Source organism: Rhodococcus sp. YL-1, from assembly GCF_001942025.1.
Lineage (GTDB): Bacteria > Actinomycetota > Actinomycetes > Mycobacteriales > Mycobacteriaceae > Rhodococcus_F > Rhodococcus_F qingshengii.
In genome coordinates, this window is record NZ_CP017299.1 from 5592556 (window position 1) to 5618954 (window position 26399).

Here is a 26399-nt window from a genome sequence, read left to right on the forward strand (position 1 = left end):
CCAGACCCGTGCCGCGACCCGAACTGTCGTCGACGTGCTGAGGTCCGAGGATGTCGACGAGAGAGCGGGGCGCTCAACGGCCTACCGAATTGCACCCGGCCCATCCCCGACTGGTGGATCGGAGCCGAAAGTCGATAATGAGGGCATGAACGAGACACAACCCCACAACCTCGAACGAGAGCGCTGGCGCACGCTGCCAACTCCACCGTCGACCGAGTTGATCGAGATGGTCGGGGACGGACCTTCGAGCGCAGACTTCGACCCTGCTGCACCAGTGACACAGCAGGGGTGAGACAGTCACGACATTCCGGTATCCCGCAGGGTGATGTTCAGCCGCCCGGACGGCAGACCTATGTCGGGACTTGCACTTCCCGCAATAACTTTCGGCACTCCGTGATATGCGAACCGAGACTCTCCACCGAAGACGAAGAGATCACCCGAATGGAGTTCGACATCGGTGTACGGCTTGTTCCGGTTCTCGGAATTCCCGAATCGAAAGACACAACTCTGCCCGACACTCAGTGAGACGACGGGAGCGTCGCAGCGCTCGTCCTTGTCCTGGTGCATGCCCATCCGAGCGCCCTCGTCGTAGAAATTGATCAGCGCGGTGTCCGGCGTGTACCGCTCCCCCGCAGTCGGATCATCATAGGCAGCGGCAACTGCGGCCCGGCCGAGGTCGACGAGCCAGTCAGGCACCGCTGCGACAGGCGCACCGTTCACGTCGTCGGCGGTGCGCGTGTACTTGTACGGCTGCCAATGCCAACCGAGACAGACTGTTTGCACCGACATCTTGTGCCCACCAGGGACAACAGCGGAGCGCATCGGTACGGGTGCGGTCGCCCACCGTCGGCACTCGGCCACCAAGAAGCGTTGCTGTTCGACGCTGAGCCAATCCGGAACGAGGATCGCCCCCGGCGCCACTTCCAATCGTGGCCGAGGAATCAGAGCGTTCATGGTTTCCACGCTAATCGGTTTCGAAGCATTGACACCCTCGGCATGGGCTCGTATCGTAATCAACAGGTTGGTTGATAAAGGAGATGGTTGACAAGTGATCGTGGATCCAGGGGCAGACGAGCGTCTCGACAAAGCGTTCATGGCGCTTGCCGACCCGGTACGACGGCGGATCATCGCCCGCCTGAGCACCGGCCCCCAAACGGTCAACGAGTTGGCCGAGCCGTTCGAGATCACGAAACAGGCCATCTCCAAACATATTCAGGTACTCGAAGCCGCGGGTTTGGTCACTCGCAGCCGCGAAGCCCAGAGGCGGCCGGTACATCTCAACGCCGCAACTCTCGAGGCTTTGACCGCCTGGATCGACCGCTATCGACTGATCCACGAACAACAGTTCCGCAAGCTCGATCACCTACTCAGCACCACACAGAAGGAGACTTAGCCATGGCTACCACCAATCCCGTCACCATCACGGCTCCTGAGGGCGTGCCGTACATCGACATCACCCGCGAATTCGACGCACCCGTCAGTGCCGTCTTCGCAGCTCATTCGAATCCCGATCTGGTCAAGCAGTGGCTCGGCCCCAACGGATACGAGATGGAGATCGACGAATACGAGTTCGTGAGCGGCGGTCGATACAAGTACGTCCATCGCAACCCCGAGGGCGAAGAGTTCCGGTTCAACGGTGTATTTCACGTCGTTCGCGAGAACGACTTTGCCATCCAGACCTTCGAATACGAGGGATTTCCCGACGTCGTCAGCATCGAATCGATCACGTTCGAGGATCTGGGCAACGGACGCACCCGCCTCTCCGGCCATTCCGTATATCCGAGCCTCGAAGCGCGAGACGGAATGATCGAGAGCAATATGGAGCTCGGCGTCACCGAAGGTTACGAACGCCTGGACAAGATCGTCGCGCAACTCTGACCACCTGTTTGCCCGAACCTCCTCAGCGAAAGGCAGTTTCATGGACTGGACCCTCGAAGTAGTCATCGTTCCCGTCAGTGACCTCGACCGCTCCATCGAGTTCTACCGTGACAAGGTCGGTTTCGATCTCGACCACCACACCGTCAACGAACACATGACGGTCGCCCAGCTCACTCCGCGTGGTTCGGGCTGCTCGATCGTCATCGGGAACCTGCCGTCGCAGACCGAGATGACCCCTGGTTCGTTGAAGGGATTGCAGTTGGTCGTGGCCGACGCTGCAGCGGCTCGCCAAGAGCTCATCGGCCGCGGCGTCGATGCCAGTGAAGTCACCGTCTTCGACGAGCGTGACGGGGGCACCTTCTTCGGATTCGCCGACCCGGACGGCAATACCTGGGCTGTCCAGCAGCTGAAGGTCCGCGGCGACAAGCCGCTCATTCCGAAGGAGTACCGCGACCGCTTCGGCGCGTAGCAACTACCTTCCAGGCTGCGTAACCTTCGGGCATGCAGACGGCACAGGGGCGATAGCCGGCCGCAATCGCGGTCGGCTCGTCCGCGAAGAACACCCGACTGGCGACATACCCGCCACGCGCGATTGCCTGCGCAGCCCCTCGACAGTCGAGTCGCCCGTAGATCTTCGTTTTCCGGTGCCCGCCAAGCACACCGGGCGTCGAACTCTCGTAGGGTTTGTTGCGAGCGTCGCGGAGAATGTACGTCTTACTCGGCATCGTGAAGCACCAATCCCAATGTTCGACGCGTACCCGAGTGCACCACGCTGACACCATGTCGCACAGGGGCTCTCGACCACCCACGAGAACTCTGCACCGGTCGATCCCGCGTGGTGAAGATCAACGCGTGACCTTGCTCGAGAACTGTCACCGTCCCTTTCGACTGGGCGCGCGGCCGCTGTTCCACGAGCAAGAACTCGCCGCCGACGTGGTCGATGCGAGGTCTGTCGAGCCCGATCACGACTTGCAAGGGAAACACCAACTCTCCGTACAAGTCCCGATGCAATGCATTCCAGTCACCAGGTCCGTAGGACAGAAGGATCGGGGTAGGGCGATTCTGACCGGCGTCGTGACACTGATCGATCCATTCTTCGAAAGAATCCGGCCACGGTGCACCCTCGCCCAGCTTGAACGCCCACTCCCGCGCCACGGGCAGGAGGTGTCGGTAGAAGGCGGATCGCATAGCCGTGATCGGCTCCGGTACGGGATCACCGAAGTACCGGTACTCCCCTTGTCCGAAACGGTATCGAGCCATGTCGACGGTGCTCCGGAACCGGTCGACGTCCGAGTACCAGGAAGCAATTTCGCGACATTCCGACTCGTCGAGTATCGGCGTCGTCTGGGCACACCCACTGGAGTCGATTCCCTCGATCAGCGCAGGCCAATCGAGGGAATCAACTCGAGCAGACAGATCGGTGAAGAGGTCCATACGTCGTAGACGACGCGGCGGTCAGGAATGTGAGAATGCCAGCAGCTGGTCAGCCAGATCGTTGTACGTACGGGCGATCCCGGCATAACTGAGCACGGGTTCCGGATTCCAGGTCCCGATCTTCCCCGCCTTCACCGCGGGCAAGTTGGACCACGCAGGATTGGTTCCGAGCGTATCCAGTTGCAAACTGGACGGGCGATCGTCGAGGAAGATCATGTCGGCCGGATAGTGGTCCGCCATCTCCCAAGCCAGTTTCTCGACGTAGACCGACGATCCCGCGGCCGGATCGACGACGGCAAGGCCCAATCCCGCCAGATCTGCAAGGATCGGGAATCCCGAACGACTGACACGAATCGTGTCCGGATCTGCGGACGCGAACAAAACCTGTGAATTATTCAGCGAAGAAGCAACTTCGGAGATCCGTGCACGCGCAGCGTCGTAGTCTTTTCGCTGAGCCTCCATATCCTGGTCCGCCCCGAGTTCCACGGCCAGTTCCACGATCTCTTGCACGGCTCGGTCGATGGTTCCTGCTGCCGTTTCCACGAACAGTACTGTCGACAAGCCTTTCACCGCATCCAAGTTCGCTTCGTCGAGTAGTGCCGAACCACGCAGCTGAGGGACTATGACGACGTCCGGCTCCAGCGCAGCGATCTTCTCGAGTTCCACTTGTCCCCAGAGCTGCCCGACCATCTCGGTCTTCGAGAAATCCAAATTGCCGGAGATGCTGGTGTCCGTTGATCCCGGCGATCGTGTCAGTGCCCCGAAAACTCCGACAGGCACCAGTCCGTAATCCCACAGAGCACCCGCGATACCGGTGTAGGTGACAAATGTCCTTGGGGGTGAATCCAATTCGATCAGATTGTCGCGATCATCGGTGAAGGACCAGCCTGCGTCGCCTTCGCCCCCGGCGTCTGCGTCCGAACGCGAGCAACCGGCCGCTGCCAGCACAGCAGCCAATCCTGCTGCAGCGCCGAGGAACCTGCGGCGATTCCAGTCCATCTCGATACGCCGGTGCGGTCGTGGAGTGAACAGCGTGGTCATGTGTGTGCCCTTTCGGCGATTGGTTGAACTGTTTCAGGAGTTGACGAACGAGAAAAGAGAAGGATCGACACCAAACCCGTGAGCATTCCGACGCCGGCACAGAAGACCAACGGCCACAGCAAGGCGAACTCGTCCGGACCGACGAAGAGCGAGCCGCACAACGCAATTCCGACGGCAAGCCCGAATTGACGCGACGAGTTGGCTGTTGCCGAAGCCGTCCCGGCGCGCTCTGCCGGGGCGTCCGACATCGCGGCACCCGGCAGCACCGGCGACACCATCGCCGAACCGACACCGGTCAGAATCAGCCCGGCGATCAGTGCGGGCCAGAGCGGCTCGGCGAGAACGTACAGCATGGCCACGCAACCGATTCCGCAAAGGATCGTCCCGAATCCGAGCGACAGTCGAAGGTCGACGCGCTGAAGCCGTGATCCACACAAGGCCGATACGAAGACAAAAGCGAGCGGTTGAATCGAGAGCACGAGTGCGGCCGCCGATGCCGACAGTTCCAGCCCGTTCTGCAGCCACAGTGAAAGGACTACGAGCGGGCCGTAGGCCGCGAGGTAGTACCCGAAAGCAGCGACGAGGACGCCGTCGAATTTCAGGGATCGGAACAATGCCGGATCGAGCATCGGACTGCTGCCTCGACGCTGCCAGAACACAAACGCCGTCAGCGCACCGATTGCGATCAGGAAGGCAAGAGCTGTCGACGACGAAGCCCACCCGATGTCGCCGCCCCACGTCACGCCGAGAACCGCGGCAACGGCAGCGAGGGTGAACAAAACGATTCCGGCCCAGTCGATGTTGTCGTCGCCGCGCTCACTGTCGGCGAAACAGAACACAGCCATTGCGAGCGCCACTGCGGCCACGGGGATTCCGGAATAGAAGACCGCACGCCAGTCGAAGAACTGCGTCAGCAGCCCTCCTGCAACATTGCCGATTCCCGCCGCCAATCCAGCGACGGCACCCCACGCGGCAAAGGCCACGTGCCGATCGCGGCCCGAATATGCGTCGCCGAGCAGAGGCAGGAGTGTCGCGAACATCGCCGCACCGGCAATTCCTTGCGCGCCGCGAGCAACGACCAGAACCGTGACGTCCGGAGCAATCGCGCACACGGCCGTTGCAACCAGGAACACGGCCAGTCCGCAGATGTAGAGGCGTTTGCGTCCCCACGCATCGCCGAGTGCGCCCATGCCCACAAGAAGCGCGGCAAGAGCCAGCGTGTAGGCGTCGACGACCCATGACATCGCGCCCGTACTGCCGTCCAAACCGACTGCGATGGCCGGCACCGCGATCGTTGTGATCGTGGCGTACGTCAGTAACAGGAAAGTTCCGATGCATGCGGCGATGAGCGGCAGCCATCGTCGTGCCGACATGGTCAACCTCCGGATAAGGCGGTAAGTGCGCCCTAACTATGAAGGTTCAAGTCAACTTGAAGTCAAGCGCCGCTTCGACACGAATGTCGAGCTGCTCGAGCAACCACGGGCACTGCATCGGACGCTCTTGCCGACAGGTCAGGTGATGCTCGAGTATCAGTTTCGCTCGGTTGGCTGCGGATATCTGCGCCTCGAGCGTCGACACTTGATCTGCGAGAACCGTGGAGAACTGCTCGGACGTGGTGTCGGTTTCGATGAAGGACCGCACCTGCTCCAAGGACATTCCCGTCTCGGTGTACATCCGGATCAATGCCAGCCGTCGCAGCTCACGCTGCCCGTACCAGCGTTTGCCGCCAGTTCGCGACCGCGCGGACAGCAGTCCTTCGTCCTCGTAATACCGCAAGGTCGACGCCGCGATTCCGAACGATTTTGCAACCTCGCCGATCGGGATCAAGTGCTCACGCATTCACCGATCGTAGGCTGAATGCGTAGGCGGTTCCGGCAGTTATGTGTGACTTGGCATACTGACTAACGGAAGGGGTCGCGTAAGTGATCTCACGGCAAAATGCTGGATGCGCTCGTTGAACGAGGGAGAGCTGTGCTGGATCCAACGCGACCTGTCGGGCCGTACTCGTCAGGAGTGCCCGCCACTGCCCTCGAAGTCCGCATGCCGGACCTCGAACGCTTCGGCCTCGCCCAGTTGTGGCGTTCCGCGATCATCGCCGTCGTGTTGTCCACGTCGATCATGCTGGCACTGATCGTGTGGCCTTTCCGCAAGCGTGGCCGCACCTGGGCAGACGCTGCTTCCGACGGGATGGTCGACGGCTTCATCGCGCTGGGGCCCACCTTCGTCAAGCTCGGCCAACTGGTCGCGTCGTCGTCCGGCCTGTTCCCGGCCCCCGTCGCCAATGCATGCCTACGCTGCCTCGACGATGTTCCGTCTTTCCCGGCCGAGCAGGCCAGAAGCGTCGTGCAGAAGGACCTCGGTTACTCCGTGGACGACCTGTTCGCGAAATTCGACGACGTACCTCTCGCGGCCGCATCGGTAGCGCAGGTACACGCGTGCGTTCTGCACGACGGCCGAGAGGCGGTCATCAAGATCCAGCGTCCGGACATCTATGCGCGGATGCTGATCGACCTGCGGGCGGCGTACTGGGGCGCGAACATCCTCGAGAAATTTGTCGAGTTCCTTCGAATTGCCAATGCCACCGCCATCATTCGCGATCTGCACAACGCCACGATGACGGAATTGAACAGCGCGGTCGAGGCCGACCGGCAAACCACTTTCCGGAACAACATCAGTGCGTTCGGCGACAACAAAGGAGTCACGACACCGGAGGTGTACTGGGACTACTGCGGCCCCCGAGTCATCTGTATGGAACGCATGCGAGGCGTTCCGCTCGATCGGTTCGTCGCCGGTCCGGACGGTATCGACGAAGCCCGCATGCTGATCCGACGCGGAGTGAAGGTCTGGCTCGAATCAGTCATCGTTCACGGTCCGTTTCACGGAGACGTACATGCCGGGAATCTGTGGGTCCTCGACGACGGCCGGATAGCGATGCTCGACTTCGGCATCGTCGGCGTCCTTCCCGAGACCTGGAGATCCATCCTTTCCGACATGTTCCGAGCGACCCTCATCGACGGTGATTTCGCCCGTGTCGCCCGCGGAATTCGATCCTTGGGATATGCAACCGACTACGAGGTCGACGACGATCAGCTCGGTATGCAGGTCGCAACGGCCCTGGCCCCGATTCTCGGCCGTGACCTGGGTGAACTCAAGCTCAGTGAATTGATCATGGCACTGATTCAGTTGGGCAAGCAGTGGGGCGTTGCGAGTCCCGAGGAATTGGTTCTTTTCGGTAAACAACTCGGATACTTCGAGCGATATGCGACAGCGTTGGCACCTGGTTGGGTGATCGGACAAGACCTTTATCTGTTCAAGAACGTTTTTCCAGAGGCAGTCGCCGAAAAGGTGCAGGAACTCGGCATCACCATGCCTGACGAATAAATTTGTCCCCTATTTCCTTATTCTGCATTTCGTCTGTCGGGGTTAGCCTGTAATGACCCACTGGCCGAGGAGCAAATGTGCAGCCACTTTCTGTAGCCCTCCCGCAAGCGTCGACAGGTCCGAGGAATAACGGGCCGAGTGTCGGCACCACCCTCGGCGCCCTCATGCATTCCACGGACAAGTCCGTGATCGAGCTTCTGGAAAGCCCGGACGGACTCGATGTCGAAATCCGTTCGATCGCCCTCGTCGAGTCCTCCGATATCGACGGCACCGACAGCCGTGGTGCGATCTCCGACATCTACCTTCCCGTGGGGGTTCCCGAATCGACGTTGACGCAGTGGCTGCGAAAGTTCGAAGGCAGGCCGGCGAGGCGTCGTCCGAAGCTCTTGCTCGTCAAGAATGCGCGCGAGGCGACGACGCTTCTCACCGCCGCACGCAACATCGGAATCGCAGTGGCCGCGGTACATCCGCAGGCTAGTTCCGGACACGTCTATTCACTCGTACAACGACTTCTGACACAGAGCATGTACCGTTCGCGGGCCGTCTCAGGAGCTGTGGCCGGTGGCGATTCGGATCTGTTCGCGCTCTCGGAGACGATCGCCGAATTGACCGGCGGACTCGTGACGATCGACGACACGGCACTCCATGTCATCGCATATTCAGCTGCTCACGAAGGTGAAGACGAACTCCGTCAGCTCTCCATACTGGGCCGGGAGTGGCCGATCGAATACACCGAATGGATAGAGCGCAGAGGCGTGTTCGAGCATCTCAGGCGATCGGACGAGGTCATCAGTCTGCCCTCCGAGCCGAGCATCGGAGCCGCGCACAGGTTGGCTGTGAGCATCACCCGCCCGGACCTGTCAGCGCCGACGGGTTCTGTTGCACACCAACACAATCTCGGCAGCATCTGGGTGCAGCGCGCCTCTGAACCTCTTTCCGACGACGCCCAAGCGGTATTGCGGGGTGCAGCGGCAGTCGCCGCACGCATTCTCATGCGAACCTTGGACGCCTCCAGCCGCGAGAATGCCCAATTGCAAAGGCTGTTCGGCGTTCGCTCCGGCGGAGTCGACATGCACTCGCTGGCCGGCTCCTTCGGCATCAACACCGACGGACCGTCTGCGGTCATCGGATTTGCGACATCACTCGCGCCCGGATCGAATCTCGATCGAATCACCAACGCCTTGCGCCTGCGCGCCAGCGCATTCCGCAGCGACGCGGTCACAACGATCATCGACAACCGGATCTACGTGCTGTTTCCTCAGGCCGAACACGAGGTCGCGATCAGCGACTGGGCTTACGACACCGTGCGAGTAGTCGAGGCCCGTGCGGGCATCAGCGTGCGCGCCGCCGTCGCGGTCCCGATCGCGCGATTGCACGGCGTACCCGAGGCGCGTCGAGAAGTGGACCGCGTGCTCGATACCACCGATGATCACGAAACCTCGAAGGTCACCACACTCGCGGCGTCACGCACCGCGGTGTTGCTGGGCGAGATACTCGACCTCGTTGCTGATCACGAGCGATTGCGAGACCCTCGTATCGACAGACTCGTCTCGTACGACGACAAGAACACCTCTGACATGCAGTTCACGCTCACGGCCTACCTGACAGCTTTCGGGGATGTGAAGAAGGCCGCCTCGTCTCTGAAAGTACATCCGAACACGCTGCGCTACCGCATTCGGCGCGCTGAACAGATCATGGGCATTTCGTTGGACGAGCCGGATACGCGACTGCTCACCGAACTGCAACTCGCCATCTTGGGACGCACCCCGGACGAGTCTGAGAGATACGAAACGTCCGATCAGTGAGATAGGCCTCGAGCCCGTCCTGAACTCTCGAGTAGACAACTGAGGAAGCCGAAGAACAACTCTTACCTCAGGAGATACCTTGCGCACTCGTGGAGCCGTCATTCGCCAAGCACCAGGCACATACGAGGTGGTCGATCTCGAACTCGATTCACCCCGCAGCGGCGAACTCACTGTCAAAATGGTCGCCTCAGGCCTGTGCCACTCGGACGATCACATCGCCAGCGGCGACCACGGAGTCGGCCGCTACCCCATCTGCGGCGGACACGAAGGCGCCGGAATCGTCGTCGAGGTCGGGCCGAACACGGAAGGATGGTCCGAGGGCGATCATGTCGTGTTCTCGTTCCTCGCCGCCTGCGGCCGTTGCCGTTGGTGTGCAAGCGGAATCCAGAACCTCTGCGACAACGGCGCCGCCATCATGACTGGCAGCAGACCCGGCGAAACCTCGAGTTACAGAATGTCTCTCGACGGTCAGCCCGTCGCACAAACCTGCGGCCTGTCCACCTTCAGTGAATACACCACGGTCAGCACTCTCTCGGCTGTGAAAGTCGACAAGCACCTGCCACTCGACGCTTTGTGTCTGCTCGGCTGCGGCGTCGGAACCGGTTGGGGCGCCGCGGTCAACTCCGCTCAGGTGTATCCCGGGCAGACTGTCATCGTCATGGGCGTCGGCGGAATCGGAATCAACGCGGTGCAGGGCGCCTCGCATGCCGGCGCCGCCCACGTGATCGCGGTGGATCCGGTTGCGTTCAAGCGCGACAGTGCATTGAAGTTGGGCGCCACCCATGCCGTGGCCACCATGGAGGAAGCCACCGACATAGCGCGCTCGTTCACCAACGGCCAGGGCGCGGATTCGGCCATCGTCACCGTCGGTGTCACCACCGGAGAACATGTCGCGCAGGCATTCTCGTCGATCCGCAAGGCAGGAACCTGCGTCGTCACCGGCCTCGGGAAGATGACGGACGTCGGAATTCCCGTGAGCCTGATGGAACTCACGCTGTACCAGAAGAGAATTCAGGGATCCCTGTTCGGTGCATCCAATCCCACCGCCGACATTCCCTGGATGATCGATCTCTACACCAGCGGCAAGCTCGAACTCGACGGACTGATCACCAACCGATACACCCTCGACCAGATCAACGACGGTTTCGCCGACATGCATGCCGGTCGCAACCTCCGTGGAATCATCGCCTTCTGAGCGAGTTCTCTCCGGACTTTCGATCGAGAGCAAGTCCGGAGAGATCCTCACTACAGCTTCACCAGGCGTTCATGGTGTCGAGGATTTGTCCTCTGGCCATCCACAATTCAGCAGACCAATACGGCCACGAGTGAATTCCGGCGGGCGGAAAGCTGTACGTCGCTGGGATTCCCAAGGATTTCAGGCGAATTTCGAATGCACGCGCGTGCACCCACGAGAGCGCCTCGAGCCCCATACCCGTCGCCGTGTGGAAGTAATCGATCGGCGCAGAGGGATGATCGTACGGTCCCGGGATGCCGTTGGACGACGAAATGTACATCGACAGTCCGCGAAGCGATTCCGCGTTGACGAACGGGTCGTTGCGAAGCCATCCGGATGACCACGGCGGGCCCCACATCGAATCGACGTTGTACCGGCCGGCGTCGAACATGGCTACGCGGATCGCTTCACGCATACCCGGACCCGAGATATTGATGTAGCCGGACAGCGAGCCGGCGAACTTGAACTGATCCCGATGATGCCCCGCCAGGTTCAACGCGGCACTGCCGCCCATCGACAACCCGATGATCGCATTGTTGGTTGGTGAAACGCCATACCCTGCAAGGAAGTCCGGAAGCTCGCGGGTGAGGAACGTTTCCCACCTGTACGTTATCGGCTGAGCGTTGAAATTGGACGGCGCGTACCAATCCGTGTAGAAACTCGACTCACCGCCGACCGGCATCACCAACGTGATGTTGTCATTGCGGTACTGATCGAGTGCGTTCGTTTCGAAACTCCAAGCATTTCTGTCGTTTTGCGCGCGAAGACCGTCGAGCAGGTACAACGCGGCGTTGCCACCGCGCGCGGCCCACTGCACCTGAACCTTGATGTTTCCCATCGAAGACGGGACCCACAACTCGTCGTACCCACCCCATGGCGCCGAGCGCGCCGGAGTAGCACTCGCAGCGGTCGGACCGAACATACCGCCGAGCAGGAATATCGACAACAACGCCGCTACGAGCACCCGCACCCGCCGTGTATTGCGTTCGGGCAACGTGAATCTGATTCTCTGCAAGGTTGTGTCTTTCCCCGAAACTGCGCATCAAGAAACTCGCTTCGGTAAGTGCATCGTCGGTTCCACTGTCGACGTGTTTGTCCCTTTCCGGGGGCTCCGGTGTTACAAAGTCGAGGTCATCGCAACAATCGGACAACTGTCGTGCCGAGCGAATCCAGGTGGCGAAAAGCACAATTCACGAAGCACGCTGAATGCGCTCACTCAGCCGAGTGACGAAGCGATCGCATCACGACCTGCGGCAGCACACGCTTGGTCCTGCATTCCGTCTGGAGCGCCACCGACACCGATACCGGCGATCGACCCGGCTCCAGCCTTCAATGTGACTCCACCTGCAAGGAAGAGAGTGCCGGGAAGGTCGGCGATGGTTGATCCTTCGCCTTTGGTACGCTGCGAGAGGTCACTGGTGTCGGCTCCGAAAGCTGCAGAGGTGTATGCCTTCTCGCGTGAGGCTTCCACCGTGTGCTGGGCTGCGTTGTCGCCGCGCACCATGGCGATGACATTTCCCGCACGGTCTACGACGGAGACGGTGACGAAGCCGAGACCGTCGGCGCGGCATTTCGCCAGGGCCGCACCAGCAGCCTTCACTGCTGCGTCGGCACTGAGTCGATTCTGAGTGACAATCGCCGAATCACCGGTCGCGGCAGGCTGCTGCGTGGCAGTAATCGACGTCGTGCTCGATGCGTTCGCCACCGGTGTGTCGGTGGTCGAGCATGCGGCGCTGGCAAGGATTGCGACAACCGGAACGGCGACAGCGAGCGTACGGGGAAGTCGTGTGTAAATGCGGTGGTTCATATCGGGCACACTTTCAATCGAATGGTTCGAAACCGTCCACTACAGCGTCGCGTCCGAGGGCGGGTGCGCACATCGGGCGCTCGGGTGACGAACCGTGCCCCCTACGGCTACCCGGATATCGTCCGAATGGTTGATACGACGGCCTGGCGCCCTCCGTAACATTCGAGGGATGAGTAACGGAGCCATGAACGCCGACGCCGAACGCGGCCTACGCGGCCCGTTGGCGTATGCGATCCACGCGTCGTTCTTCGTACTGCTGTCTACATCGGGAGTTCGGTACGTCACAGTCCACGGGACCAGCGGTCGGTTCGGGGTGGTACTCGTCCTGGCCGTGGTCCTCGCCCTGCTCTACGCCGTCATGGCCACGGTGTCCTCGCGAGATGTGGTTCGCCAACGGCTGTGGATGTGGCCGGTACTGAGCGCATGGGCAGCGCTGGTCTGGCTTGCCCCGAGTTTCGCGTGGTGTGCGTTTCCCGTTCTCTTCCTCTGCATTCGTCTGTATCCGAGCAAGATCGCCTACCCCCTCGTCGGGATCCTGGGCGTCCTCGCCGGTATCGCGTTCTACCGGGTCACCGGTCGTGCCGAATTGGTGACACTTCTCGGGCCGCTGTGCACCGCGGCACTGGTCGCGGCCGCGTACGGGCAGATGGAACGAGATGCCCGAGAACGCCTTCGGCTTCTGCGTCAGGTAGCAGAAGCGCAATCTGCATTGGCAGATACCGAACGCGCTGCCGGCGTTGCCGCTGAGCGAGAGCGCCTCGCGCGCGAAATCCACGACACCGTTACCCAGGGACTGGCGAGCGCCCTTCTACGGCTCGAGGCAGCCGAACAAACGTGGAATACAACGGGTTCGCCGTCTCGAGCCGATGTCGATGCCGCAGCAGAGAACATCCGAACGAGCTTGATGCAGAGTCGCGACCTCGTCCACGATCTGGCGCCGACCAAGGGCGGTACGGGCGACTTCGACGCCTTGGTCGTGGCCGCCGCCCGCCAGTTCGTCCCGGCCGTTCGGATCCGCACCGTCGGTGAAGCCGTCATCTTGCCCTCGGACGTAGCTCATGCCGTCGTGCGAGTGGTCTCGAGCGCGTCCTCCAACATCGCCCGCCACGCTCGCGCCGAAACGGCGGGCGTGACGATCACGTATCTCGACCACTCCGTCTCCGTAGACATCTTCGACGACGGCGTCGGCTTCGATCCGGGAAAGCTCGCCGACCATTCTCGGTACGGTGGATACGGCCTGCGTGCGATGCGAAGCCGCGTCGCACAGCTCGGCGGATCGTTCACCGTGGAAAGTGCACCGGGAGACGGCACCGTCGTCGCGGCCCAGTTCCCTCTCGAACGGAGGATCCGGTGACCACCACCATTCGCGTGTTCCTCGTCGACGATCATCTGGTCGTGCGAGCCGGGCTGAGAGCGCTGCTGAACACTCAGCCGGACGTCGAAGTAGTCGGCGAAGCATCGTCCGGCGAGGAGGCGGCCACGGCGATACCGTCGGCCTCACCGGATCTGGTGATGATGGATCTGGACATGGGCACCGGCATGCACGGTGCAGAGGCGATCAAACGCCTGCGAAGCGACGGTGTCGATGTTCCCGTACTGGTTTTCACGACGTACGACACCGACGCCGACGTCGTGCGGGCCGTGGACGCCGGTGCCATCGGTTACCTACTCAAGGACTCAACGCCCGACGAGATCTTCGGCGCGGTGCGCGGCGCGGTAGCCGGGCGCAGCGTTCTCTCTCCCACTGTGGCCTCTCGTCTCGTCCAGCAGATGCAGCGCCCGCAGGAAGCGCTCACCGCCCGTGAGTCCGAACTGCTCAGCCTGCTCGCCGAGGGGATGACCAACCGCGAGCTGGGTAAAGCACTCTTCATCAGCGAAGCGACGGTGAAAACACACCTCGGGCACATCTACGCCAAACTCGGTGTCGATACCCGCTCTGCCGCAGTGTCCGTCGCACTACGTCGCGACGGAATACGCTGACCTCGGTGGCGGCCGAACAGCTCAGCCGCCCATCGCCTTACGCACTCCGTCGATAAGTTCGAGGAATTCAGCCTTGGGAGCAAAGTCGACATACTCCGAGTCGTCGATCGCTCCGGGAACGTGACCGGGTGCCCAGTAGAACACGTCGCCGGCACCGTAGGTTTGCCGACCTGCTTCGGAATCTGTGTAGATCCTTCCTTTCAAGACGTATCCGTAGTGCGGACATTGACAGCGCCCGCCTTCCAATTGTGCGAACGGTTCGGCGAAGTCTGCACCAGCAGGAATTTTGACGAAGTTGACGATCATGTCGCCTTCTTCTCGCATCCGCAATTCGAATTCGCCGTCCTGCAATACGATGGGAAGATCGTGAGCCGAGATGGTGCGCATAGGAGTACCTTTCGACTTCAGAAGGGGAAAGTCTGCGCCGCTGGCCGGCTGGTTCGCCACTGCCAGGTGGTGAATTCGTCCCAACTGCTTTGAGTTCCGAATCTCGCGCCGTTTCCGGAGGCACCCGTGCCACCGAATGGTGCATAGGCATCGTTGTTCAAAGTCTGATCGTTGATGTGCACGATGCCGGTACGCAGTCGGTCCGCGATCCGCTCGCCGCGTTCAACCGATCCTGTTTGAATGGCAGCAACCAGACCGTATTCGCTGTCATTGGCCGACCTGACTGCCTCGTCTTCGTCCTTGACGATCACGACGGGCGCCACGGGCCCGAAGATTTCTTCACGGAACGCGGGCATGTCCGAGGTGACTCCGGCCAGGACGGTCGGCTGATAGAAGAGCCCTTCGTATGTTCCACCGGCGCGGATTTCGGCGCCGGCCGCCTTGGTGCCCTGGACGATTCGATCGACGTTCGCAATCTGCCGCGCGTTGATGAGCGGTCCGAGAGCGACGTCGCCTGTATTGGGATCCCCGACCGGCAGGACCGCTGCGCGCTTGGCCAGCAGGTCCAGGTACTGATCGGCGACCGATTCCAACACGATGTGGCGGCCTGCGGTCATGCAGACCTGCCCCTGATGCAGGAACGAACCCCACGCGCCCGCCGAGCTCGCGGCATCCAGGTCTGCGTCGTCGAGGACGATCAGCGCATTGTTCCCACCCAGTTCCAGCGAGACACGCTTGAGCGTGCGACCGGCAGTTGCCCCGACCTGACGGCCGACGGCGGTCGAACCCGTGAAGGACACCATCGCGATGCTCGGGCTCTCGCACAATGCCTGACCAGGTTCCGCGTCACCGGCGAGCACATGCAGGAGGCCTTCGGGAAGACCTGCGGACGTGAACAATTCCGCGATGACCGCACCCCCGCTGATCGCGGTTTGAACATCCGGCTTGAGAACGACGGCATTTCCGAGCGCCAAGGCGGGGGCGACAGCGCGCATGGCGAGGAGAAGCGGGAAATTCCACGGGCTGATCACGCCGACCACACCCAGGGGCACCCGGCGAGCGATGCTCGTGCGCCCCTCCTGGCTGGCGGGCAGAAGGTGCCCGAACGGCTGTGTCGGCAGTGCCGAGGCTTCCCACAGTTCGAAGATGACAAGATCAACTTCGAATGCGGCTTTCCCTGGTACGGAACCACCTTCACGGATCAACCAGCGCTCCACCTCGGCTCGCTCGGCTTCCAAAATCTGCGCTGCCTTACGGATCACCGAAGCGCGAGCCTGCCCGATCGTCGCCGCCCACGCCGGCTGCGCGGCCGACGCGATGTGTGCCGCTCGATCGATATCCGCAGCAGTCGCCGTGCCGATCACACCGAGCACCTCGCCGGTAGCCGGTTCGAGCGACTCGACGGTGTCACCGCCTCCGTCGATCCATTGGCCGTCGAAAATCTTTCCGTGCCATTGCTGATGAGCGAGCAGATTCGTCATGCGTTCCTCGATTCGTAGCTTTCGCTGCGGTCCTCGCTGTTCGTGGACCTGAGCTCTTCGCGAGCCTGAAAAAGCGATCTGAAACACACTCTGCCCCGGCATTCGGGCTCCCAGTTGTCGTGATCGGACACGTTTGTTGTTCGGATGCGACAGATCAGTGACGTTCGCGGGCGTTCGGATCAGGCGAGTTACGTACTTCCGACGGCGCCGCACCGAATTCCGCTTTGAATGCACGCGAAAACGCTGGTGCGTCATGGAAACACCATCGTGCGGCCAGGATGGAGATCGAATGACCCCGCAGTGAGACGTCGGTGAGATCGCGGCGTACGCGGATCAACCGTTCGCGGCGAATCAGCGCACTGAGGGTCAGATCCCCGTCACCGAAGTGACGCTGAACGGTTCGCGGCGACAGGTGCAACGCACCGGCGATCGACGCGACCGAGAGGTCTGGTGAGTCGAGATTCCGAAGCGCATATCGCAAGATCTCCTCTCGCGTCGAACGTCCGGGTGTCGCGGGCGCAGATCCTTGCATCAGAACTGCCGAAGCGAGATTGACTCCAGCATCTCCGAGAAGCCCGGCTGCGCTGCCGTCGACCTGGGATGCAACAGCGCCCGAGATGAAATTTTCCAGCAATGCACCGGACCCACGCCGACCGTCGTGGGTGCGCTCGAGCGCGCAATTCAGTTCTCGCTCGGTCAGACTCACCGCACTGCGCGGTAGGGTCATGACGGTGCACGACCAGTGACCGTCGAAACGCAGCGCGTACGAATGCTCGACGTCGTAGAGAATCATCGCGCCGGGCGGGGCCGTCAACTCGCGGTCCGATTGGCGCAGTATCGCGCTCCCGGTTCGGACCGTGCAGATCTTGAGCAGATCACTACCGTGTCGCTTTGCTGCGCGTGCGCTCCGCCGCAGTATCTGCGGTGAACCGGAGATGTCGAAAGCGCCTACGTCCCCGAGACTTACGCCGCTGACCGTACCGACAGGCGCGGCATCGACGGAACTCTCGGGGCACAGGCCACCGAAGGTCTCCGACATCTCGCAGTGCCACTGCTGCACAGATTCCGGCAGGCTCGCAGGCGTGGCAGACACGGCAGACATGGCGGGCTACTTGATCGAAGATCCGTGCTGCGTCAACGGCATGACCTCGATGGTCATGTACGGGAACAGGGGCAGGTTCCAGAGAATCTCATGGAGTTCGTCAGCCGACTCGACATCGAAGATGCTGATGTTGCTGAACTGTCCCACAATTCGCCACAGATGCACCCACTTTCCCTGTCGCTGAAGGTCTTGCGAGTACGCCTTCTCCGTTGCGACGGTATCGGCGCGTGCTTCCGGATCCAGGTCGCGCGGAATATCGACGTCCATCCGAACGTGAAAGAGTGCCATGTTCTTCTATCCTCTAGTTCCTGGTCCAGGTCTTGACGGCGTCCATGTTCAGTTCGACTCCCAGGCCAGGTCCGGCGGGGAGGTGCAACTGACCCTCGGAATACTTCAGGGGTTCCTGAAGCAACTCTTCACTGAAGAGCAGTGGGCCGAAAAGCTCTGTTCCGAAGTTGATTCCGGGCTCGGCGCACGCGAAGTGCAACGAAGCGGCGGTGCCGATCGGGCCTTCGATGGACGTCGCACCGTGGCACGCGATACCGGCGGCCTTGGCAATCGCGACGATGTCGCGGCTGCGCTGGAGGCCACCACATTTGGTGGTCTTGAGGGCGATGACATCGGCGGCGCTCCGGCGGGCGATTTCCAGAGCGTCGTGTGGGGTCTGCACACTCTCGTCGGCCATGATCGGAATCGGTAGAAGCCTACTGAGTTCGGCGAGGACCTCGATTTGGTCTGCCGGAGTGGGTTGTTCGATCAGTTCGACTCCACCCTCGGCGAGTTGCGGCAAGTACCGCAGGGCAGTGAAGCGATCCCACCGTGCGTTGACGTCGACACGGACTCCGGCGTGGCCGTCCAGCGCCTGCGCGATGTTGACGATGCGCGCAACGTCGACTGCTGGATCGAGTGCTCCCATCTTGAGTTTGAAGCTGAAATTGAGCCGGGATTCGAGCTTTTCGTGAGCTTCCTCGATGATCTCGTCCGCCGGCGCAGCACCCAGTGCCCACGTGACGTCGACACTCTCGCGGAAAGCCCCGCCGAGGAGCGTGTGCACGGGGACTCCCAGGCTACGCGCCCAGGCGTCGTGCAACGCCACGTCGACTGCGGCCTTCGCGAATCGTGCATTGGCAACAACTTTTTCGATGTCGGCCATGATCGCGGTGATGTGATCCACGCGCCTGCCGACCACCACCGGCGCGATGTACTTCTCGATGATGACCTGCATCGTCTCCACCGATTCGCCACCCCACCACGGCCCGCCCGGAACGACTCCTTCGCCGTATCCGATCACCCCGTCGGAGGTGCGAATCGCGACCAGCAACAACGGCTGCGCCGTCATCGACGTGGTGGCGAACTTGTGGGGGCGAACCAGCGGAACGTCGAGGATGGTCGTCTCGATGGAGACGATCGACAGGTCTGTCATCAAATCACTTTCTTCAGAGCAGTTGTGGATCAGGCCGGATCGAGCACGAAGTCGTATGTGACCCGGTTGGTTCCGTCGGCACCTGGCTTCGGATCGAGAATCAGTTCGGGCTTCGTCGCCGTTGCCACGTCGTTCTCGATCCACTCTCCATCCTTGAAATAGAGCTGGGTGGTGATGGTGCGCTTACCGGGAGCCTTCACCATGAGGTGCAGGTGAGCCGGACGCCACGGGTGCCAGCCGGCCTTCTCGATGAACCAGCCGGTGGGGCCGTCGGTCGGGATCTGGTACGGCGCAGGCTGAATCGTGGTGATCTCGAAGCGTCCCTCGTCGTCGGCGACGATCGTTCCGCGGAGGTTGCCGTCGGGGATGTGCGGCGCGAAATGGGAGTAGTAGCCTTCGTCGTCCGCGTGCCAGAGTTCGACGGTTGCACCGCCCAACCCCTTGCCGTCGAGATCGCGAACCTGGCCCTCGAAGACCAGCTTCGATCCAACCTCGTTGTCACGCATCGGAAGTTCACACTTGGCAGGCAACGTCTTGGCATCGGCAACGTAGTACGGGCCCTCGATGCTTCCCTTGGTGCCGTGCTGACCGCGGTACGCGACCTCCTCGACGTTGTGCTCGAGGAAGACGTCCAGCCACAGGGGCCACTCGCCGAACTGGCCGATGTCGATGAGCCACTGCTTGAGGACGCGGTACTCGGGGTAGGTGATGCCGTGCTTGTCGATGACGCCTGCGAGTGCCTCGAGCACGTCCTTGGCGATGGCCGAGACGCGTTCGGGCGGGGTGTCCGCGCTGACTCGTTCCTGGAGGAACTTGTCGGTGGCGGCAGTACCCGAACCTACTGCGGTGGGGCTCTCGGAAGTGGTCATGTGGTCCTCCTCGGGGCCGTATGTGGCTGTTACCGGGTGGGTGCCGTACTGCTGGGCTGCGTCGGCTCCCCAAGTTTGGGTTGTACGCTCTGCGTACATCTGTTACGCTGTGCGTACGCTTGTACTGTGCGCCCAGTCACAAGGTTTGTCAACCTTCGAAGGCGCCGATCGGGCATACCCGCAGATGAAAGGCCATTCCGTGAGCGAGAACGATCGCGATTACATCCAGAGCATCGAGCGTGGATTTGCTGTGCTGACGGCCTTCGACGAGAAGAACCCCAACCCGTCGCTCGCCGATCTTGCCGCCGAAACGGGTCTCTCCCGCCCCGCGGTCCGGCGCATCCTCCTCACGCTGCAGAAGCTCGGATACGTCACCGGCAACAACAGTCGGTGGTCGCTCACCCCACGCGTTCTGAGCATCGGGCAGCACTTCTCGGCATCACATGCCTTGACGGAGGCGGCGCTCCCTCGTCTGTTGGAGATCGCAGAACACACCCACGAGTCGGCGTCGCTCGGGGTGCTCGACGGTGTCGACGTGGTCTACGCCGCGCGTGTACCCGTCCGGCGGATCATGAGCATCAACGTCAGCGTCGGCACCCGAGTGCCTGCATATGCCACCTCCATGGGTCGAGCCCTGCTAGCTTGGGCGCCAACCGAAATCGTCGACAACGTCATCGCGAACTCCACGTTCGACGCCCTCACACCCACCACGATCACCGACGAAGGCGCATTCCATACCGCCCTCCGGGTGGTGCGCGAGCAGGGATACGCGCTCACATCGGAGGAACTGGAAGACGGCCTGATTTCCCTCGCTGCTCCCGTCCGCGACGCCGGTGGAAGCGTCGTCGGAGTGACAGCGTGTTCGACCTCGGCCGGACGAACATCCCCGGAAGCTTTCCGCTCCGACGTCGCGCCTTTCCTCGTCGAAAAGGCGAACCAACTCAGCGCGGACATGGGGTACCGAAGCTAGCGCCTCAACACCTCGGAAGGCAGCAATCCGTACTTACGCCGAAAGGACGACGCGAACCGTCCGGTGTGCGTGAAACCCCATCTCACAGCGACATCGGTGACCGTCGTCGAGTCGTCGGCATCCACCAGATCTGCATGGACCCGCTCGAGACGGATGTCGAGCAGGCATTCCGACGGACTCCGGCCCACGTACTGCCGAAATCCCTCCTGCAATCTCCGTACGCTGACGCCCGCCACCTCCGCCATCTCGGCTGCGGTCCACACGCGGGCCGGGTCGTCGTGCATCTCGTCGAGCACCCGCTTGACGATGCGTGGCCTGGCGTGTCGCACCGCGTCCTCGCTTTCGGGCATTGCGGCAAGGACGAATGCCGTGACCACGGCGCCGGAGAGCTGACCTGCCACCAGTTCGTTGTGCAGCACGCCGACCGGGCCGACTATCTGATCCGACAGTGAGCGAACAAATTTCAGCCATCTGGCTCCGTCGTCGCCCCGAAGATCCACCTGATCAGGCAAGTGCATTCCGGGTCGACCGAGAACCTTTTCCATCTCACGGTCGAGGTACTGACGGTCCATCCGGACTCCGACGATCTCGCAGTCCGCACTCCACCGCGTAATTCTTGTCGTGATGTCGGGTGGACATACCGTCGCAACACCCTGCGTCGAGAGCACGTGCGAGCCCGCGAACACCGACTCGAGCTCGCCCGAGAGCGGGATGTTCACCCCATAGGCACCGGGATGATCGGATTCGACGGCGACGTCTGCTCCCCACCGAATATGAGCGATCCTCAGCGGTCCCAACTCGGTGGTGCACACCCCGACTCCACTGGCCGCATGCGGAGACAACGGCGTCAGCGTGTGCGGAAAGTAGGCGTCCGAAACCGCATGACACGCCTCGTCCCAGTCGCGGGGAGCTGTACCGATCATGGAGTCGACCATCGTCCTTCTTCACCTTCCAAACCCGTGACCAGCCACATTGCCGAGCAAGGGCGCTGAACATCATTGAACACTGTGTCCCCGGTCACTTCCAAGAGAAAACGGGTACGGGCCGCGATCGGGTGCGCAATCCGGATAGCCACCGCGCTGTACGGATCGACCGAAGCCTGCGCCCGCCGTACGTTCGTCTTCACTCCCGGCGCGAGTCGCCCACTACTTCCCTCCCGCACTTCGCGGCACTCTCACTCAACCGCCATCCGACAAGGAGGTCCGGTCATGGAACAAAATCAGCTTCGAGGAATCTTCGGTCAATTCGCGAGCGGCGTCACCGTCATCACCTGTACCAATGCCGACGGTCAACCACACGGAGCCACGGTCACCGCATTCACGGCCATTTCCCTGGAACCACGGCTGTGCCAGATCACGATGACTCGCAAGTCCAAGGCGTGCGGCTACCTCGGCAACGCGCCGTTTGCGGTCAACATCCTTGCCTCCGACCAAGTGGACACGGCCATGCATTTTGCCGGCCGACCGCAGCGCACCGAGCCGAGGTGGATCGACGGACCGACCGCTCCCCTGCTCGACGGCGCCGCAGCAACCATCTCGTGCGTCCCGTGGAGGGAGTACGACGGCGGTGACCACATCATCTTCATCGGCGAGATCGTCGACGCTCAGTCGAGTGGCAAGGATCCGCTTCTGTTCTACCGAAGCACTTTTCACGATCTAGGCGCTACCTCGTCGACCACAGTCTGGAACGGAAGTCAGGACGACCCCCACAGCGGCTGGTTCGACGCCACCACTTCGTTCACCCCGATTCATCTTCAGCCCGCACCCCAAACGATCTGAAAGGCTTTGCCATGACGACCACCGAAATTCCTCCCACCGGCGTCGATCCCGCAGATTCCGGAGCGCCACAGGTCAATCCGGCCGCCGATTGCGAAGCCAACCGCACGAAGAACTTCGCCACCCGACCGATGACCGGTGACGAGTACATCTCGAGCCTGCAGGACGGTCGCGAGATCTGGCTTCACGGTGATCGCGTCAAGGACGTCACGACACACCCCGCGTTCCGGAATCCGATCCGCATGACCGCGAGGCTGTACGACGCTCTGCATACGGGCGAGCACGTGGACGCCTTGACCGTTCCGACGGACACGGGCAACGGCGGTGTCACCATGCCGTTCTTCCGCACTCCGACGTCCTCGGCCGATCTGCTCAAGGAACGCGATGCCATAGCGACGTGGGCTCGTATGACCTACGGCTGGATGGGCCGTTCCCCCGACTACAAGGCGAGTTTCCTGGGCACCCTCCACGCCAACAAGGAGTTGTACGCACCGTTCCAGGACAACGCCGAACGCTGGTACCGCGAATCGCAGGAGAAAGTTCTGTACTGGAACCACGCGATCATCAATCCCCCGGTGGATCGCCAACTTCCACCGGACGAGGTCGGTGACGTCTTCATGAAGGTGGAGAAGGAAACCGACGCAGGTTTGATCGTCAGCGGCGCCAAAGTGGTCGCCACCGGATCGGCGATCACGAACTACAACTTCATCGCTCACTACGGTCTGCCGATCAAGAAGAAGCAGTTCGCCCTGATCTGCACGGTACCGATGGACGCGCCGGGTGTGAAGCTGATCTGCCGCACCTCGTACACCGAACATGCTGCGGTGATGGGCAGTCCGTTCGATTATCCGCTGTCGAGTCGCATGGACGAGAACGACACCATCTTCGTCTTCGACAAGGTGTTGGTTCCGTGGGAAAACGTCTTCATGTACGGCGACGTCGACCGGATCAACGCATTCTTCCCTCAATCGGGCTTCCTGCCGCGCTTCACCTTTCAGGGCTGCACTCGCCTGGCCGTCAAGCTCGACTTCATCGCCGGACTGTTGATGAAGGCACTCGAAGCCACCGGCGCCGGCGGCTTCCGCGGAGTCCAGACCCGTGTCGGTGAGGTGATCGGGTGGCGAAACCTCTTCTGGTCGTTGACCGAATCGATGGCACGCGATCCCGAACAGTGGGTCGGCGATTCGGTGATCCCGAAGCTCGAGTACGGCCTCACCTATCGAATGTTCATGATCCAGGGATACCCGCGGATCAAGGAGATCATCGAACAGGACGTCGCGTCGGGCTTGATCTACCTGCCTTCGAGTTCACTCGACTTCAAGAGCCCGGACGTGCGTCCGTACCTCGACAAGTACGTTCGCGGTTCCGACGGCATCACCGCCGTCGACCGCGTGAAAGTCATGAAGGCGCTGTGGGATTCGATCGGGACCGAGTTCGGCGGCCGACACGAACTCTACGAGCGCAACTACTCCGGCAATCACGAGAACGTCAAAGCCGAACTGCTGTTCGCAGCCCAGAATCGTGGACACGCAAGTTCCATGAAGGGACTGGCCGAGCAGTGCTTGAGTGAATACGACCTCGACGGCTGGACGGTCCCTGACCTCATCGGCAACGACGACGTCTCGTTCTTCAAGAACCGGTAATCCCCTCGGCAGGTAGGGCGGACTCGCGATGTCGAGTCCGCCCTGCTCGTCGTCTTCAGCAGGCATGGCCCATCAGCAGAATTCGACGAACACTGCACCCTTGGTCAGGACTAGGCAATTGCCTAGTGTGACCCGAGACACACGATGTCAAGGTGAATTCAGTACCGGACGCAGCCCCGTCCGGAAAGCGGGTCCCACCGATTTGGTCCGACAGCCCTCGGCTTTCTCGGTAGGCGCCCACTCTTATCTGGAGGACACCCATGACGGATATGTTGGATGCTGCCCGCGGCACCGACCAGTTCGCGAACATCCGCGCCGCCCTCGACGACGCGCTCGTCGAGGACCCGGAGACCGGCCGCTACCAGGTGCGGCGCAGCGTCTTCACGGACGAGCAACTGTTCGAACTCGAGATGACGCACATCTTCGAAGGCAATTGGATCTACCTCGCGCACGAGAGCCAGATCCCGAACGTCGGCGACTACTTCACCACCTACATGGGCCGTCAGCCCATCGTGATCACCCGCAACAAGGACGGCGAATTGGGTGCGCTGATCAACGCATGCAGCCACCGCGGTGCGATGCTCTGTCGCCGTAAGACCGACAACCGAACCACCTTCACCTGCCCGTTCCACGGCTGGACCTTCAACAACAGCGGAAAACTCCTCAAGGCCAAGGACGCTCGCACCGGTGGCTATCCGGAGCAGTTCAACAAAGACGGCTCACACGACCTGACCAGGGTGGCGCGGTTCGAGAACTATCGCGGCTTCCTCTTCGGCAGCCTCAACCCCGACGTGCTGCCACTCGAAGAGCACCTCGGTGACACCACGAAGGTCATCGACATGATCGTCGATCAGTCACCTGACGGACTCGAAGTTCTGCGCGGTGCATCCACCTACACCTACGACGGCAACTGGAAGTTGCAGACCGAGAACGGTGCCGACGGCTACCACGTGTCTTCGACGCACTGGAACTACGCCGCTACCACCGCTCGCCGCACCGCCGGTGAATCGTCCAACGAGACCAAAGCCATGGACGCCGGCACCTGGGGGAAGCAGGGCGGTGGATACTTCTCCTACGACTACGGCCACCTCCTGCTCTGGATGTGGTGGGGCAATCCCGAGGACCGACCCCTGTTCGAACGCAAAGCAGAACTGGAGGCTCAGTTCGGTTCCAAGAAGGCCGAATTCATGGTCGGTGCGTCGAGAAACCTCTGCCTGTATCCGAACGTCTACCTCATGGATCAGTTCAGCAGCCAGATCCGGCACTTCCGTCCGATCTCCGTGGACCAGACCGAAGTCACCATCTACTGCATCGCGCCCAAGGGAGAGAGCGCCGAAGCGCGCAGCAACCGCATCCGTCAGTACGAGGACTTCTTCAATGCCAGCGGTATGGCCACCCCGGACGATCTCGAAGAGTTCCGTTCCTGCCAGAAGACCTACCAGGCAGCCGGCGCCCCGTGGAACGACCTCAGCCGTGGCGTCACACACCAGATTCCCGGTCCGAACGACGTCGCGAAGGATCTCGGCATGAATCGTGTGCTCTCGAGCGGAGCCAAGACCGAGGACGAAGGCTTGTATCCCATTCAGCACGGGTACTGGCGCGACGCCATGCTTGCGGCCGTAGATGCCGAGCAAGCCGCTTCCAACCGGACCATCTGAGGACCATCATCATGACTGTCACCACCACCAATGCCGTCGCCCTCGAAACAGTGCAGCAGTTTCTCTACCGTGAGGCTCGCTATCTGGACGATCGCGAGTTCGAGAAGTGGATCGAGTGCTACCACCCCGATTCCGAGTACTGGATGCCCGCATGGGCGGACGACGGCGAGCTGACCACGGACCCGGCCGCAGAGATCTCCCTGATCTACTACCCGAATCGCGGCGGTATCGAGGACCGCGTGTTCCGAATCAGGACTGACCGTTCCAGCGCGACAAGCCTTCCCGAGCCCCGCACCGGTCACAACATCACCAACGTGGAAGTGATCGAAGAACGCGGCTTCGTCGTCGACGTCCGCTTCAATTGGTTCACGCTGTACTTCCGCTACAACACAGTCGATACCTACTTCGGCACCTCGCACTACACGATCGACTTCGCGGGCGAGCAGCCGTTGATCATGAAGAAGAAGGTAGTCCTCAAGAACGACTACATCCATCACGTGGTCGACATCTACCACTTCTGACACGACTTCC

The 26399-nt window shown here is 61.6% G+C and carries 29 protein-coding genes; 14 read left to right on the top strand and 15 right to left on the bottom strand.

Annotated elements, in window-relative coordinates; genetic code table 11:
* The first annotated feature begins 145 nt into the window (after positions 1-145).
* Complete coding sequence (locus BH682_RS36445; protein ID WP_165639009.1) at positions 146-292, top strand: hypothetical protein; 147 nt, start codon at positions 146-148, stop codon at positions 290-292.
* Positions 293-297: 5 nt separating this feature from the next.
* Here BH682_RS36445 and BH682_RS26070 read toward each other — a convergent pair whose 3' ends face one another.
* The gene (locus BH682_RS26070) at positions 298-954 is read right to left on the bottom strand and encodes an alpha-ketoglutarate-dependent dioxygenase AlkB family protein (RefSeq protein ID WP_037128920.1); all 657 of its coding nucleotides are present in this window, start codon (positions 952-954) and stop codon (positions 298-300) included.
* 94 nt (positions 955-1048) lie between these two features.
* Here BH682_RS26070 and BH682_RS26075 point away from each other — a divergent pair, with 94 nt between their 5' ends.
* Genes BH682_RS26075 through BH682_RS26085 form a run of 3 tightly spaced genes read left to right on the top strand, consistent with a single transcriptional unit; the run spans position 1049 to position 2347 of the window.
* Complete coding sequence (locus BH682_RS26075; protein ID WP_003939956.1) at positions 1049-1393, top strand: ArsR/SmtB family transcription factor; 345 nt, start codon at positions 1049-1051, stop codon at positions 1391-1393.
* A gap of 2 nt (positions 1394-1395) precedes the next feature.
* Positions 1396-1878 (top strand): SRPBCC family protein, encoded by a 483-nt coding sequence (locus BH682_RS26080; protein WP_003940319.1) that lies wholly within the window; start codon positions 1396-1398, stop codon positions 1876-1878.
* 40 nt (positions 1879-1918) lie between these two features.
* Positions 1919-2347 (top strand): VOC family protein, encoded by a 429-nt coding sequence (locus BH682_RS26085; protein WP_007729747.1) that lies wholly within the window; start codon positions 1919-1921, stop codon positions 2345-2347.
* Here BH682_RS26085 and BH682_RS26090 read toward each other — a convergent pair.
* The 5 genes from BH682_RS26090 to BH682_RS26110 are packed head-to-tail and all read right to left on the bottom strand — an operon-like array spanning position 2310 to position 6192.
* Positions 2310-2603 (bottom strand): Ada metal-binding domain-containing protein, encoded by a 294-nt coding sequence (locus tag BH682_RS26090; protein WP_030536475.1) that lies wholly within the window; start codon positions 2601-2603, stop codon positions 2310-2312. The two genes, BH682_RS26085 and BH682_RS26090, sit on opposite strands and share 38 nt — an antisense overlap.
* Positions 2593-3312, bottom strand: a complete 720-nt coding sequence (locus BH682_RS26095; RefSeq protein ID WP_075834563.1) for a 2OG-Fe(II) oxygenase — start codon at positions 3310-3312, stop codon at positions 2593-2595. The genes BH682_RS26090 and BH682_RS26095 overlap by 11 nt, the downstream gene beginning before the upstream one ends.
* 21 nt (positions 3313-3333) lie before the next feature.
* Positions 3334-4353 (bottom strand): ABC transporter substrate-binding protein, encoded by a 1020-nt coding sequence (locus tag BH682_RS26100; protein ID WP_075834565.1) that lies wholly within the window; start codon positions 4351-4353, stop codon positions 3334-3336.
* Positions 4350-5726, bottom strand: a complete 1377-nt coding sequence (locus BH682_RS26105; RefSeq protein ID WP_075834567.1) for an MFS transporter — start codon at positions 5724-5726, stop codon at positions 4350-4352. Before BH682_RS26105 ends, BH682_RS26100 begins: the two co-directional genes overlap by 4 nt.
* A 46-nt stretch (positions 5727-5772) precedes the next feature.
* Entirely contained in the window at positions 5773-6192 is a 420-nt protein-coding gene (locus BH682_RS26110; RefSeq protein ID WP_075834569.1) for a MerR family transcriptional regulator, read from the bottom strand.
* 132 nt (positions 6193-6324) lie between these two features.
* On the opposite strand from BH682_RS26110, the gene BH682_RS26115 reads away from it, so the two are divergent.
* The 3 genes from BH682_RS26115 (at position 6325) to BH682_RS26125 (ending at position 10734) form a co-directional block, all read left to right on the top strand.
* Entirely contained in the window at positions 6325-7734 is a 1410-nt protein-coding gene (locus BH682_RS26115) for an ABC1 kinase family protein (protein WP_003940433.1), read from the top strand.
* Between the two features lie 77 nt (positions 7735-7811).
* Positions 7812-9539: a PucR family transcriptional regulator gene (locus BH682_RS26120; RefSeq protein WP_223304589.1), complete on the top strand. Its 1728-nt coding sequence runs from the start codon at positions 7812-7814 to the stop codon at positions 9537-9539.
* A gap of 79 nt (positions 9540-9618) precedes the next feature.
* Positions 9619-10734, top strand: coding sequence for an NDMA-dependent alcohol dehydrogenase (locus BH682_RS26125; RefSeq protein WP_042447159.1), 1116 nt, complete (start codon positions 9619-9621; stop codon positions 10732-10734).
* Positions 10735-10792: 58 nt separating this feature from the next.
* On the opposite strand, the gene BH682_RS26130 is transcribed toward BH682_RS26125, so the two are convergent.
* Both BH682_RS26130 and BH682_RS26135 read right to left on the bottom strand, forming a co-directional pair.
* Positions 10793-11695, bottom strand: coding sequence for an alpha/beta hydrolase (locus BH682_RS26130; protein WP_223304593.1), 903 nt, complete (start codon positions 11693-11695; stop codon positions 10793-10795).
* A gap of 294 nt (positions 11696-11989) precedes the next feature.
* The gene (locus BH682_RS26135) at positions 11990-12580 is read right to left on the bottom strand and encodes a GlcG/HbpS family heme-binding protein (RefSeq protein ID WP_003940245.1); all 591 of its coding nucleotides are present in this window, start codon (positions 12578-12580) and stop codon (positions 11990-11992) included.
* 184 nt (positions 12581-12764) lie between these two features.
* Between BH682_RS26135 and BH682_RS26140 the strand changes: the two genes are divergently transcribed.
* Together BH682_RS26140 and BH682_RS26145 are read left to right on the top strand one after the other, a co-directional pair.
* Entirely contained in the window at positions 12765-13934 is a 1170-nt protein-coding gene (locus BH682_RS26140) for a sensor histidine kinase (protein WP_030536467.1), read from the top strand.
* A complete protein-coding gene (locus BH682_RS26145) occupies positions 13931-14560 on the top strand; it encodes a response regulator (protein ID WP_007729766.1) in 630 nt (209 codons plus the stop codon). The genes BH682_RS26140 and BH682_RS26145 overlap by 4 nt, the downstream gene beginning before the upstream one ends.
* 21 nt (positions 14561-14581) lie before the next feature.
* On the opposite strand, the gene BH682_RS26150 is transcribed toward BH682_RS26145, so the two are convergent.
* The 6 genes from BH682_RS26150 to catA all read right to left on the bottom strand — a co-directional run bounded on the left by BH682_RS26150 (position 14582) and on the right by catA (position 19822).
* Positions 14582-14947 (bottom strand): hypothetical protein, encoded by a 366-nt coding sequence (locus BH682_RS26150; RefSeq protein ID WP_075834574.1) that lies wholly within the window; start codon positions 14945-14947, stop codon positions 14582-14584.
* A 17-nt stretch (positions 14948-14964) separates the two neighbouring features.
* Entirely contained in the window at positions 14965-16428 is a 1464-nt protein-coding gene (locus tag BH682_RS26155; protein ID WP_075835495.1) for a benzaldehyde dehydrogenase, read from the bottom strand.
* Between the two features lie 154 nt (positions 16429-16582).
* Positions 16583-17530 carry a helix-turn-helix domain-containing protein gene (locus BH682_RS26160; RefSeq protein WP_042447166.1) on the bottom strand — a complete coding sequence of 316 codons (948 nt, stop codon included), beginning with the start codon at positions 17528-17530 and terminating at the stop codon, positions 16583-16585.
* A gap of 6 nt (positions 17531-17536) precedes the next feature.
* Positions 17537-17818: a muconolactone Delta-isomerase gene (gene catC, locus BH682_RS26165; protein WP_064112385.1), complete on the bottom strand. Its 282-nt coding sequence runs from the start codon at positions 17816-17818 to the stop codon at positions 17537-17539.
* A 13-nt stretch (positions 17819-17831) separates the two neighbouring features.
* On the bottom strand, positions 17832-18953 hold the full coding sequence (locus BH682_RS26170; RefSeq protein WP_003940572.1) for a muconate/chloromuconate family cycloisomerase: 1122 nt from the start codon (positions 18951-18953) through the stop codon (positions 17832-17834).
* Positions 18954-18982: 29 nt separating this feature from the next.
* The gene (gene catA, locus BH682_RS26175; protein ID WP_003940427.1) at positions 18983-19822 is read right to left on the bottom strand and encodes a catechol 1,2-dioxygenase; all 840 of its coding nucleotides are present in this window, start codon (positions 19820-19822) and stop codon (positions 18983-18985) included.
* A gap of 199 nt (positions 19823-20021) precedes the next feature.
* On the opposite strand from catA, the gene BH682_RS26180 reads away from it, so the two are divergent.
* Positions 20022-20792, top strand: a complete 771-nt coding sequence (locus tag BH682_RS26180) for an IclR family transcriptional regulator (RefSeq protein WP_075835497.1) — start codon at positions 20022-20024, stop codon at positions 20790-20792.
* Here BH682_RS26180 and BH682_RS26185 read toward each other — a convergent pair.
* Positions 20789-21727, bottom strand: a complete 939-nt coding sequence (locus BH682_RS26185; RefSeq protein WP_075834576.1) for an AraC family transcriptional regulator — start codon at positions 21725-21727, stop codon at positions 20789-20791. The genes BH682_RS26180 and BH682_RS26185 overlap by 4 nt on opposite strands.
* Before the next feature lie 273 nt (positions 21728-22000).
* Here BH682_RS26185 and BH682_RS26190 point away from each other — a divergent pair, with 273 nt between their 5' ends.
* The 4 genes from BH682_RS26190 (at position 22001) to benB (ending at position 26389) form a co-directional block, all read left to right on the top strand.
* Entirely contained in the window at positions 22001-22570 is a 570-nt protein-coding gene (locus BH682_RS26190; RefSeq protein WP_007729773.1) for a flavin reductase family protein, read from the top strand.
* An 11-nt stretch (positions 22571-22581) separates the two neighbouring features.
* Entirely contained in the window at positions 22582-24210 is a 1629-nt protein-coding gene (locus BH682_RS26195; RefSeq protein ID WP_003939685.1) for a 4-hydroxyphenylacetate 3-hydroxylase family protein, read from the top strand.
* Between the two features lie 260 nt (positions 24211-24470).
* Positions 24471-25868 carry a benzoate 1,2-dioxygenase large subunit gene (gene benA / locus BH682_RS26200; RefSeq protein WP_042447174.1) on the top strand — a complete coding sequence of 466 codons (1398 nt, stop codon included), beginning with the start codon at positions 24471-24473 and terminating at the stop codon, positions 25866-25868.
* 11 nt (positions 25869-25879) lie between these two features.
* On the top strand, positions 25880-26389 hold the full coding sequence (benB, locus tag BH682_RS26205) for a benzoate 1,2-dioxygenase small subunit (protein WP_065351507.1): 510 nt from the start codon (positions 25880-25882) through the stop codon (positions 26387-26389).
* Positions 26390-26399: the final 10 nt, after the last annotated feature.